The organism is Nonomuraea antimicrobica, from assembly GCF_039536965.1.
Classification (GTDB): Bacteria; Actinomycetota; Actinomycetes; order Streptosporangiales; family Streptosporangiaceae; genus Nonomuraea; species Nonomuraea antimicrobica.
In genome coordinates this window covers 21,518-31,965 of sequence record NZ_BAAAZP010000178.1, presented here as the reverse complement: position 1 = coordinate 31,965, position 10,448 = coordinate 21,518, and the positions used below count along the sequence as shown (strand labels likewise).

General features: G+C 70.2%; 14 protein-coding genes. 10 read left to right on the top strand and 4 right to left on the bottom strand.

Annotation, left to right across the window (positions count from 1 at the left end; translation table 11 throughout):
* From ABD844_RS41535 to ABD844_RS41525, 3 genes are all read left to right on the top strand, one after another.
* A partial coding sequence (locus tag ABD844_RS41535) for a hypothetical protein (protein WP_344891336.1) occupies positions 1–315 on the top strand: 315 nt, incomplete at its 5' end.
* A 127-nt stretch (positions 316–442) separates the two neighbouring features.
* Positions 443–1,327 (top strand): DUF2268 domain-containing putative Zn-dependent protease, encoded by an 885-nt coding sequence (locus ABD844_RS41530; RefSeq protein WP_344891333.1) that lies wholly within the window; start codon positions 443–445, stop codon positions 1,325–1,327.
* Between the two features lie 10 nt (positions 1,328–1,337).
* On the top strand, positions 1,338–2,096 hold the full coding sequence (locus ABD844_RS41525) for a MerR family transcriptional regulator (protein WP_344891330.1): 759 nt from the start codon (positions 1,338–1,340) through the stop codon (positions 2,094–2,096).
* A 222-nt stretch (positions 2,097–2,318) separates the two neighbouring features.
* Here ABD844_RS41525 and ABD844_RS41520 read toward each other — a convergent pair whose 3' ends face one another.
* Complete coding sequence (locus tag ABD844_RS41520) at positions 2,319–2,441, bottom strand: hypothetical protein (protein ID WP_344891327.1); 123 nt, start codon at positions 2,439–2,441, stop codon at positions 2,319–2,321.
* 416 nt (positions 2,442–2,857) lie between these two features.
* Between ABD844_RS41520 and ABD844_RS41515 the strand changes: the two genes are divergently transcribed.
* Entirely contained in the window at positions 2,858–4,093 is a 1,236-nt protein-coding gene (locus ABD844_RS41515) for a cytochrome P450 family protein (RefSeq protein WP_344891324.1), read from the top strand.
* Between the two features lie 52 nt (positions 4,094–4,145).
* On the opposite strand, the gene ABD844_RS41510 is transcribed toward ABD844_RS41515, so the two are convergent.
* Positions 4,146–4,436 carry a YciI family protein gene (locus ABD844_RS41510; RefSeq protein ID WP_344891321.1) on the bottom strand — a complete coding sequence of 97 codons (291 nt, stop codon included), beginning with the start codon at positions 4,434–4,436 and terminating at the stop codon, positions 4,146–4,148.
* Between the two features lie 24 nt (positions 4,437–4,460).
* Between ABD844_RS41510 and ABD844_RS41505 the strand changes: the two genes are divergently transcribed.
* Together ABD844_RS41505 and ABD844_RS41500 are read left to right on the top strand one after the other, a co-directional pair.
* Entirely contained in the window at positions 4,461–5,147 is a 687-nt protein-coding gene (locus tag ABD844_RS41505; RefSeq protein ID WP_344891318.1) for a Crp/Fnr family transcriptional regulator, read from the top strand.
* Positions 5,148–5,189: 42 nt separating this feature from the next.
* Positions 5,190–5,567, top strand: a complete 378-nt coding sequence (locus ABD844_RS41500) for a hypothetical protein (protein ID WP_344891315.1) — start codon at positions 5,190–5,192, stop codon at positions 5,565–5,567.
* 320 nt (positions 5,568–5,887) lie between these two features.
* Here ABD844_RS41500 and ABD844_RS41495 read toward each other — a convergent pair whose 3' ends face one another.
* Complete coding sequence (locus tag ABD844_RS41495; RefSeq protein WP_344891312.1) at positions 5,888–6,202, bottom strand: protein kinase family protein; 315 nt, start codon at positions 6,200–6,202, stop codon at positions 5,888–5,890.
* A 283-nt stretch (positions 6,203–6,485) separates the two neighbouring features.
* Between ABD844_RS41495 and ABD844_RS41490 the strand changes: the two genes are divergently transcribed.
* The gene (locus ABD844_RS41490) at positions 6,486–6,929 is read left to right on the top strand and encodes an SRPBCC family protein (protein WP_344891309.1); all 444 of its coding nucleotides are present in this window, start codon (positions 6,486–6,488) and stop codon (positions 6,927–6,929) included.
* Positions 6,930–7,024: 95 nt separating this feature from the next.
* Here ABD844_RS41490 and ABD844_RS41485 read toward each other — a convergent pair whose 3' ends face one another.
* A complete protein-coding gene (locus ABD844_RS41485; protein ID WP_344891306.1) occupies positions 7,025–7,639 on the bottom strand; it encodes a TetR/AcrR family transcriptional regulator in 615 nt (204 codons plus the stop codon).
* 26 nt (positions 7,640–7,665) lie between these two features.
* On the opposite strand from ABD844_RS41485, the gene ABD844_RS41480 reads away from it, so the two are divergent.
* The 3 genes from ABD844_RS41480 (at position 7,666) to ABD844_RS41470 (ending at position 10,337) form a co-directional block, all read left to right on the top strand.
* Positions 7,666–7,824: a hypothetical protein gene (locus ABD844_RS41480; RefSeq protein ID WP_344891304.1), complete on the top strand. Its 159-nt coding sequence runs from the start codon at positions 7,666–7,668 to the stop codon at positions 7,822–7,824.
* 15 nt (positions 7,825–7,839) lie between these two features.
* Positions 7,840–8,160, top strand: coding sequence for a PPOX class F420-dependent oxidoreductase (locus ABD844_RS41475; protein WP_344891302.1), 321 nt, complete (start codon positions 7,840–7,842; stop codon positions 8,158–8,160).
* Positions 8,161–8,702: 542 nt separating this feature from the next.
* On the top strand, positions 8,703–10,337 hold the full coding sequence (locus tag ABD844_RS41470; protein WP_344891299.1) for a hypothetical protein: 1,635 nt from the start codon (positions 8,703–8,705) through the stop codon (positions 10,335–10,337).
* Positions 10,338–10,448: the final 111 nt, after the last annotated feature.

Below are 10,448 nucleotides of genomic sequence, written 5' to 3'. Positions count from 1 at the left end.
GGTCCGGCCCCGCCCGGCCCTGCCCGCGGTCCGGCCCCGCCCGGCCCTGCCCGCGGTCCGGCCCCGCGGGTGGACGTCACCACGGGCAAGGTAGCTCCGTGCGACGGGTCGGGTTGGCGATCGCCGGTCATCGCGGTCGCGGTGCTGCGCATGTCGGGCCGCGCCGACAGACCTCTGAGGAGGCTCGCTCGCGCGGTTGGCGACGGCGAGGATGCCCGGTTCACCGCGGGCTGCAAGACCGAGGAGGTACGCACGCCCGAACAGCGGCTGACCGAGTCGGGTGAGTCGATCGCAGCGGCGAGCCGCCGGTCATGACGGGACCGTGCGCGGCGGGACCTCGCCGAGGCGGCCTCGCGCCTCGATGACGGCATGTCGGCCGTACCTCGGCGAGGAGCGCCGTTGGTTTGACCTTGACGCTGCGTCAACTTCTAGCATCGGGCCCATGTCGATCACCGTTCTTGACACCTACTCCGCCATGCGGCGAATCCTGCTGGCTCCGGTCGCGGACCGCGTTGACCTGCTGCGTTCGATGCTGGAGCCCAACAGCGGCATGTACCGCTACCACCCCGGCGAGGTCGACCTGGTGGCCATACACCGCGAAACGTCCGGGTTCCCCATCGACCGCGACGAGGAGCGTTGCCTCGACGCGCTCGAAACCCTGGCGGCGGCCGGAGCCTGGGAGCGGATGCAACGCGCGCTCGACGACGCGCTCGCCGTGCTGCTGGACGCGACGCCGGACCTGGAGGCCCCGGACATCACCGTGCTGTTCGTCCTCGGCGATCCGGCTGACAAGCACTTCATGGGCCCCTGCCTAGGAGTGACCGGGTTTGGCGGCATCTCGGGCAACATCGCCATCACGTTCTGGCCCTTCCCCGAGAACGTGGAGCGGCTGGAGGCCACCGTCGTGCACGAACTCCACCACAACCTGAGGTTCAGCCCGGGCGGGGTCGTGTGGGACCCGATGACCGTCACGGTCGGCGAGCACGTCGTCTCCGAGGGCCTGGCCGACGCCTTCGCCCGACAGCTCTACGGCGACGAGCTCGGCCCCGCCCGCATCGGCGTGCCGCACCTGCACGACGACGCGGTCTTCGACAAGGTGCTCACCGGGCTCGACGTGACAGGCATGCAGAACTTCACCGCCTGGGTGCACGGCGACCCCGGCGCCGAGCACCTCGGTGTCACCCCGGTGGGGCTGCCGATGGGCGCCGGGTACGCCGCGGGAAACCGGCTAGTCGACACCTACCTGGCGGCGACCGGGCAGACGGCGGCGCAGGCCCTGCACGCCCAGAGCCCGGAGATCATCGCAACCACGCTCCGCCGCGGGTAACACTGGAACGATGGAGTGGACGATCCAGGAACTCGCGGCGAGGGCCGGCATCACCAGCCGCACCCTGCGTCACTACGACCGCATCGGGCTCCTGGCCCCGTCCCGAGTCGGCGCGAACGGGTACCGCTACTACAACCCCACCGCGGTCGCCCGGCTACAGCGGATCCTGCTCATGCGCCGGCTCGGCATGGGCTTGCCGGCCATCGCCGAGGTCCTGGCCGACGATGTGGACACGTGCGACGGGCTCCGTGCCCACATCGCCGCACTGGAAGAGGAACGGGACCGCATCGAACGGCAGATCCGGTCTGTACGTCACACGCTCGAGGCCCTGCAGGCGGGGGTGGAACCGCGGATGGACATCATGTTGGCGGGGTTCAACGACGGCTACGAGGACGAGGTGATCTCACGCTGGGGCGAGCGCGCGTTCCGAGTGAGCAACGACTGGTGGCACGGCAAGAGCCTTGACCAGCAGCGGGCCTGGAAGCAGGCCACCGAAGACCTCGTCGCAGCATGGGTCGCCGCAGCGAAGACCGGGGCTTCTCCGACGTCGGAACACGCCCAGTCGCTGGCTGCCCGGCACGTCCAGTGGCTGAGCCGGATCCCGGGTACCCCTACGGCCGAGGGCGACCGGGAGCGCTCGATCGAGATGGTGAAATGCCTGGGGGACATGTACGTCGACGACCCCCGCTTCACCGCCATGTACGACGACGCCGCGGGGGCGACGTTCGTCCGCGACGCGCTGCAAGCGTACGCGCGGACCCGGATGTAGCTCGTGTGGTCCGCAGAAATGACCAGTTCTGCGAGACCGGGCGGGCGGAGCTGGCGACGGAGGACGCCGCCGAGGTCTTCGCGGGTGTGGACCGATCGCGCGGGCACCCCGGCGAAGCAGACATCCTCCCGGCACAACGGCGACCGGGCGTGGAATCACTCACGCCCGGTTCGTGTTCGTTCGCTGGGCGGTGTGGCCCGGATGCGACGTTGCGAAGGAGCGCTAGCCCCACGGGGTGTTGACGCCCCAGGGCGTGTTGGCCCCCGGGGCGTGGGCTATGGCCGTGCCGGTGAGGAGCGTGGCGACGGCTACGGCGGCTAGGATGACCAGTCTCTTGATCTGCACGCTGGTGGCCCTTTCTGGCTGATCCGCCTGCTGCGATGCCAGCAATGTGGCGCGGGGGCCCTTCGCCGTCCGACTCGCGGCTGACTCGTCCGCTCAAACGCCGCGACAGCGTCGAGGAAGGGCCGTGACAGCCCCCTCCTCGTGGTCGGTTCCGGCAGGCTCGAACCGGCTGGAATTGCCGTATCGGCGCAGGCTGGTACGAACTGCGCACCTGCCCAGATCCGGGCAACGGCAATTATCCGCAGTGGATGACGTTCGATCCGGACGATCGGGCTTGGTCGCCCATCACGTTCCGTTCCGCCTTCGTACAGACATGGAGCTGCCGCGACAGTGGGCACGACACCGTCCGGAGCGAAACGATTACAGACGGAACGAGAGCACCACGGCCCGCAGCCCACGCGACCCTGGAGACGAGCATGGACAGCCCCACCGGCGCCCACCCCTTCGTCATCGACCCCACCGGCCGCGACATCTACCAGGAAGCCGAGCACATCCGCGCCCTCGGGCCCGCCACACGGGTCGAGCTGCCCGACGGCGTCCAAGCCTGGGCGGTGTCCGGGCAGCCGCTCCTCCGCCGCCTGCTGACCGACGCCCGCGTGTCCAAGGACCCCTACCAGCACTGGTCGGCCTGGATCAAAGGCGAGATCTCCCCTGACTGGCCCTTGTTCACCTGGGTGGCCGTACGCAACATGTTCACCGCCTACGGCCCGGACCACCGGCGGCTGCGCGGGCTCGTCTCCAGCGCCTTCACCGTCCGGCGCACAGCCGCGCTGCGGCCCCGCATCGAGGCGATCGCCCAGGACCTGCTCGACGAGCTGTCCGACACACCCGACGGGACGCCCGTGGACCTGCGCGAGCGTTACGCCTACCCGCTGCCGATCAGGGTGATCTGCGAGCTGTTCGGCGTCGACGACGAGGCCACCCGCCAAGAGGTACGCCGTTGCGTGGACGCGTTCTTCCACACGGGAAAGGCCTCCGAGGAGACCGCCGACGCCTACCCGCGCCTGCAGGAGATCCTCCGCAACCTCATCGCCGACAAGCGCGGCAACCCCGGCGACGACCTCTCCTCGGCGCTGATCGCCGTCCGCGACGGCGATTCACGCCTGTCGGAGGACGAACTCGTCGACACACTGGTGCTGTTCCTGAGCGCAGGCCACGAGACCACCGTCAACCTGCTCGACAGCGCCATCTTCGCCATGCTCACCCATCCCGACCAGCTTGCCCTCGTCCGCGACGGCCGCGCCACCTGGGACGACGTCATCGAGGAGACACTGCGCAGCCAGGCGCCCCTCGCGAACCTGCCGCTCCGCTTCGCCGTCGAGGACATCGACCTCGGCGACGGCCTCACACTGCGCGCGGGCGACGCCATCCTCGCCTGCTACGGGGCCGCCGGACGCGACCCGGACGTGCACGGCCAGGAGGCCGACCAGTTCGACGTCACCCGCGCGGCGAAAGAACATCTGGCCTTCGGCTACGGCGTCCACCACTGCCTCGGCGCGCCCCTGGCCAGGCTGGAGGCCTCGATCGCGCTGCCCGCGCTGTTCGACCGCCACCCCGCTCTGACCCTGGCCGCCGACCCGGAAGAGCTGGCGCCGCTGCAGTCCTTCATCTCCAACGGACACCGCACCCTGCCCGCCCTCCTCACCCCCTGAACCATCACCGGGCTCAGCGCGCAGCATGCTCGCCGCGAGACAAGGTCGCCCGTCAGGGAGACAGCCGATCGGCAGCGTGTGCCGGCGGGCCGACGACCGGGTTCCACTCGCGTACGGACACCACCTGGACGCCGGGTGTGCGGTAGTAGGGGTCCGTGGCGAGGATGGCGTCCACGCCCTCGCGGTCGGTGGCGAAGACGAGCTGCGCCCCTGTGTCGTCGGCCCATGGGCCCGCGGCGACGAGGCGGCCCTCTTCGTGCAGGCGGTTGAGGAACGTGCGGTGGGCGGGCCGGGCGGCGAGGCGTTCGGGGGTGGCGGTGAAGGCCAGTTCGAGGACGTACATGGGGCCGAGGGTAGGTTCGGTGGCGTGAGCGGGTCTGTATCGTCTGATACGGCCGGTTGGCGGTCGCTGTCCGGTGTGCCGCTGCTGGCCGGGCTGCCGGACGAACGGTTGCGCGTCCTGTGGGAGGTCTCCCGGCCGGGCGAGCATCCTGTCGGGCAGGTGTTGTGCCGGGCGGGGGATCCGGCGACGTACCTGGTGCTGTTGCTGCGCGGCCGGGTGTCGGCCACCGCGACGACGCGGGCCGGGCGGGTCGTCCGGCACGGGGAGTGGGACGGCCCGTGCGCGCTGGACAAGGTGGCCCTGATCGACGGCGGTGCGCATCCGGCCACCCTCACCGCGGTCACGCCGTGCGCGGTACGAAACCTGCGCCGCGACCGCTTCCTCGGCCTGGTCGACGACGCGGCGTCCGTACGGCGGCATGTGCTGCGGGTGCTCGCCGGTCAGGCGCGCGCCAGCCAGGAGCGGTTCGTGGCCGCCGCGACCCTGCCCGCCGAGGCGCGGCTGGCGTCCTGGTTGCTGGGGGAGGCCGCCGAACACGGTGTCGTCACGCTGCCGGGAGGCCAGGAGGAACTGGCCGCGCTGCTCGGCGTCACCCGGGTCACCCTCAACCGGGCGCTCTCGCGGCTACGGCGCGACGGCCTGCTGACGGTGACCCGCGGCACGGTCACCCTGCTGGCCCCCGAACTCCTCGAACGACGAGCCCACGGCTGACCCGTGGCGGGCGGCCGACCGCGTTCCGCCCGGTGCGGGCCGTTGAACGCCCGCAAGAGACTCACCGGCCGGGTGCCGCACGAGCCGCTCATTCCTGCGCTACATCACGAGATCCGGGCCCTGGTACGACATTGCACAGCGGACAGCGTCGCCCCGATCTGGCGCATGATCGACGAATCACCCGCCCTGCGGAAGTACGAGGAGTCGATGAGGCTGCGCCACGCGGAGACGCTGGCAACGGCCATCGCCGGCGATCCCGAACTGTCACAGACCGCAACGGCGAGCCGGACGATCGCGAGGTTCGTGATCGACGCCTATTCGCTGGCCCGTGAGGCAGCCGATCCGGAGGCCGCGGTGGACGAGATCTTCCAGATGATCGAGGCGGCTTGGGAGGCCACCTGCCCTTCTCGACGCGCGTGAGGAGCTGTTCCTCCAGGTAGGACGGGGGCCGGTCGGGGACGAGGGGCGATCGTCGAGACACGGCATGTCAGCTGGCGTCGGCTGCCGCGCCCGTTCTCGCTCAGCCGGACGGATACGGCGGTCCGAGGCTCCATACCCGGATCCGGCCGCCCCCGCCGCCGGCGCCCGCACCAGGCGGCGGCGATCCACGGCCGCCCGGGGGCCGGGCAGGGGTCGCTCATGGGCGAGGGCGGTCAGCAGGTCGGCGACGGTGGGCCGGGAGGCGGGGTTCTTGGCCAGGCAGGTGGCCAGCAGCGGGCGGAGGCGGCCGGGCGCGCCGGTCAGGTCGGGTTCGCGGTCATGATCGCATTCAGGGCCACCGCGGTGACCGTGCCGGGGAAGGCCCGGTGGCCGGTGGCGGCGTACACGATGGTCGCGGCCCAGGCGAACACGTCCGAGGCCGCACTGGCCCGGTCGCCGTCGAGTAACTCGGGCGACAGGTAGGCCGGGGTGCCCACCAGGCCGCCGCCGGCGCGCGGCCCGTCCCCGGCCACGAGCGCGCCCAGGGACGGGCCTCGTTCGTACTCGCTGACTACGTACGGCTGCCCGTCCGCGATGCCCGCGTCCAGCACGCGCGCGGTGCAGAACGCCGCCACCCGCCGGGCGATCTCGGCCTCGCGCAGGAGGTGTCCTTGGGCCTCGGCGTCGCCGCGTCAGGTGAGCGTGCAGCGTCTTGACGGGCGCCGGCCGCCCCGTCGAGGTCCGGCCCAGGTAGAGCACCCTCCGGCCGGAAACGGGATCGAGCCCGGCGGCTCCGACGACCAGGCGCAACAGGACAGGTACCAGCGTCGGCGCGAGACCGACGGCGCTGTCGAGCAGGGACTGGGCGGGCACGGCGTCATACTCGGTTGCAGTCCATCGACGACTGTGAGGTGAACGATGCCGGGCACCGTGCTCCGCCACGCTTTTCACGTCCCTGCCCCGCCGCCCGTGGTGCTCGCGCACCTCAGCGAGCCGTCGAACTACGTCGGCCTGTCGCCCCTCGTGGTGGCCGTACGCGACGTGCGCAGGGAGCCCGGCAACGTGCGGTTCGTGGCCGTGGAGCGGTTCCGCTTCTTCGGCTTGGTGAAGTACGACAACCTGATCGAGGTGACGTTACGCGCCACCGAGGAGGGCGTCGAGGGCGAGGTGGACAGCCCTGGCGGAGTGCGGCTCGGCTATCGGTTCGGGCTGACCGCGGACGGCATCGGGACCGCGGTCGAGGACGTGCTGACGGTGCACGCGACGCTGCGCCCGGCGCTGCGGTACGCCGTCCGCAAGGCCCGCCAGGTGCAAGTAGCCCGCGCGGACATCCTCGTCGGTCGAGCTCCAACGCTGACCTGAACGGCTGCGTAGACGGTGGCGTCCTGGATCCATTCCCCATGGCAGTCGATTCCTCAGCCCGAGTCGGATCGCTGTCTGCGCTTCGGGTAGGGAAGTCAGGGCGGTCCGAGCACGTCCGGGGTGATCAGCGCGCGGGCGGTGGCGGCGAAATACTGCTCGGGGGCGGCGTCGGCGAGGCCGAGGACGACACCCTGGCTAAGGCCGACCAGGAGCGCGCGCAGCGCCGTGGCCAGGCGTCGCGACTGGCGCGGTGTGAGTGCGTTCCCGTGGTGGAGTCTGTCGGACAGCAGCGCGGTCAGACGTTCCTCGTGCGCCCGGACGGAGGCGGCGAGCTTGGGCCGTAGCTCGGTGTCGCGCAGGGCCAGGTCCTGCAGGCTGATCTCGAACGACAGGTGGCGCAGTGCTTCGGGGTCATCGCACAGGCGGTGATAGTGGCGGGCGAAGACCTCCACAGCCTCGACCAGATCGAGACCGGGGGAGACGACCTGTTTGATGCCGTCGTAGTGCGGGCCGAGGTAGTCGGTGACCAGGGCGATCAGCAGGCCGTTCTTGCTGCCGAACAGCGAGTAGACGGCACCGGTGGTCAGCCCGGCCTGCTCGGTGATCTCCTCCAGCTTGGCACGATGGCCGTCTCTGGCCACGATCCGGCGGGCGGCGTCCAGTAGCGCCCGCCGGTTCCGCTCCTTGGCCTCCACCCTTGTTACTCTCATAATCTCATTATTACAGTAATCCCGTTATGAACATCGAGGAGCACATGAGCCGGGTCCCCCGCTGTGCCGCGTTCCCACCAGTCGCCGCCCATCCCGACCTGGTACGGCTGCGCCACATCGGCACCGCACGCCTTGGCGAACCCCTGCGCGCCCCGATCACCGGCGACGGCCCAGACGCGATCTGAATCAGGAGAAAGTCCATGAAAGTCGAACAGGCCCAGAAATTCCTCCGCAACCACCATCACGCGGTTCTCAATACCCGGCGCAAAGACGGAAGCCCCCAGCTCTCACCCGTGATCGTGGCACTCGACGGTAGCGGTCGCGTTGTGTTGAGTACGACGGAAACGCGAGCCAAGACCCGTAACCTGCGGCGAGACCCACGCGGTTCGGTGTGCGTCTTCACAGACCGATTCTTCGGGCCATGGATTCAGGTCGAGGGGCCTGCAGAGATTCTCCCGCCGGACGTAGGACTGGATGCTGAGGCTCTCAAGAACCTGCACGGCGCGCTCAGCGACGAATAGCCCGACTGGGAGACGTTCCTGGCGAACATCCATGCCGAAGGACGCGTAGCGATCCGCTTCACCATCGAGCACGCCGGCGGCGTGGCCGTGCATTGATTGGTGCAGCCGGTCGCAGACTCCGGCTTGCCGCCGTCGCGCGACGCGCCCGGACGCCGAAGAGGACGCGGCCGGCCAGCGGGAAGGCCGCGGTGGCGAGCAGTGTTGCGCCGATGTTGGTCGCGCTCGAAAGGTTTGCCGGCACTCCTGAAAGACTTTTGAGCTTCGCCAGATCGGTCGGCAAGTTTATGACCTCTTTCGTGGTGATATGTGTGGCTCCGACCTGAGGCTAGGAAAGCTCTGGACGGCGCTTGTCGTCGAGTCGCGTGGCGAACCGCGGTGCCGCGCTAAGATCGCGTCCCGTGCTCTCGGATGATTTCTGGCGGATTATCAGGATTGGAGTAGTAGGTCTGGTTCTTGCGGCGGCGGCCGCGGGCCTGGTGTTCGGTGACGCCTGGCTCTGGGTGGCCGTCGAATGGTCGCCGCCGGCCTATGCGGAGTCCCACATGAGCGGCGGGTTTGACACCCCGACGATTGTGGCGCTGCTCGTGGCCGCCCCGGTGAAGGCCGCGCTCCTGTGGCTGATCGTGCGTGCCCCCGCGCCGGGACCGCTGGACCGCCGGGCGAAGGCGCTGCGCCGGCTGCTGTATCTGGCGGTGGCGGACAGCCTCGTGCTCTGGTACCCGATCGCGCTGCTCCCCGACGCGGTCGACTCGGCATTCCGGCTCGCGCTGTGGACCGCGATTGACGTCCTCTACCTGCTCGTCATCCGCTGGCGGTCCCGCATGCTGCGCGCGGCGGCCGGAGCGATGTTCGCGGTCGAGTTGGCCGGGACGGCCAACGTGCTGCTCGACGAACTCGACCTCCCAGAGCTTGGGCCGGGCGGCGTCGTCGAACTGGGCTTGATACCGGCCGGAGTGGCGGCGACCATCTTCACGGTCGTCGGGCAGCGGCGCGACGGCCGGTGGAGCCGCGGCACGCTGGTTGCCGGGTGGTTGTCGGCGGGCGTCTACGCGCTGTTGATCCCGCTCAACGCTCTCTTCGGAAGGATCCCCGGCGGCTATCTGGCGATGCTGGTCATGATGGACGCGGTGGGGCTCGTCAGCACCGTGTGGATCGCGGCGACCGCCCGTGAACTGCCCACTCAGGACCGCCCGGCGGACCTTCCGCCCGCGCGGCGTCCCGTGATCCGCGTCGCGGTGGCGGCCGTAACCGTACTGCCGATCATCGCACTGGTCCACCCGGAGCAGCACGCGCGCCTCACCTACACCGGCTGGTCGATGGACTGCTATGAACGCCACAGCTTCGGCGACCTGAAACCTGCGGAACGCGACGCGGCGTTCCTGTGCCGGGCGCGGAGCACAGAGGGCGGAGTCCCGCCCATGTTCCCGGACAGCCTGTCGGACCAGGCGATCCTCGCGTACGGACGGGCGCTGTGCCGTACGGAGGGCCGAGACGAGCAGGAGGCGATTCTGACGCGGGCCGGGAGCGCGCGGCCCGCCTGGGGCGCGGACCCGTGGGACCTCGTCTACGTGTGCCCGCAGATCATCGGCACCACCCATCCCGAGCTGCTGCGGTCGACCGCGGAGACGGAGGCGGCGAACGCCGCCTACATCGCCGAGAAGAACGCGAAGTGCCGCGACCCATGGCCCCGCACGAAGGGTGTCGTCCAGGCCACGGCGAATTACTTCCTGTTCGTCGACGGCGATCCCGGCTATCTGGTCCACGACCCCGAGGACGAAGCGGCCGACAAGGCGGCCGAGCAGGCGATGGACAGGATCTACGACGACAGCACCCAAATCGGGGTGGCCGGCAGCGCGGCGCTCATCGGGCACCTCGGAGACGTCGTCGACCTGTGCCTGACAGTGAAGGCCTTCCGCACCGCGCCGCCACAGCGGACGGCCGGGTGGTATCAGGTCAACGAGGTGTCGATCGTCAGCCGCAGCGGCCGGCTCACCGTGCCGGAGATGGGTGAGGGCGGAGAGGTGGGCGCGGGTGCCCCGATGCCGAACCTGGCGATCGCGGGGAAGGGCCGCTACCGGCTCCGTGTCTACATGCGGGTCGACGATGCGGGGGAGGAGCAGCACCTGGTCGTCGTGTTCCCGGGCGCGTCGAGGAAGAGGCTCAACCTGAAGCCGTGAGCGGTGGCGGGGTGCACGTTCGGGCCGCGCGGGTCGGGACATGGCGTTGTCGGGGTGCGACCGAGATAGGGGAGCGGGCCGGCGGCATCGGGGTGGAGGCGCAGCACTCGG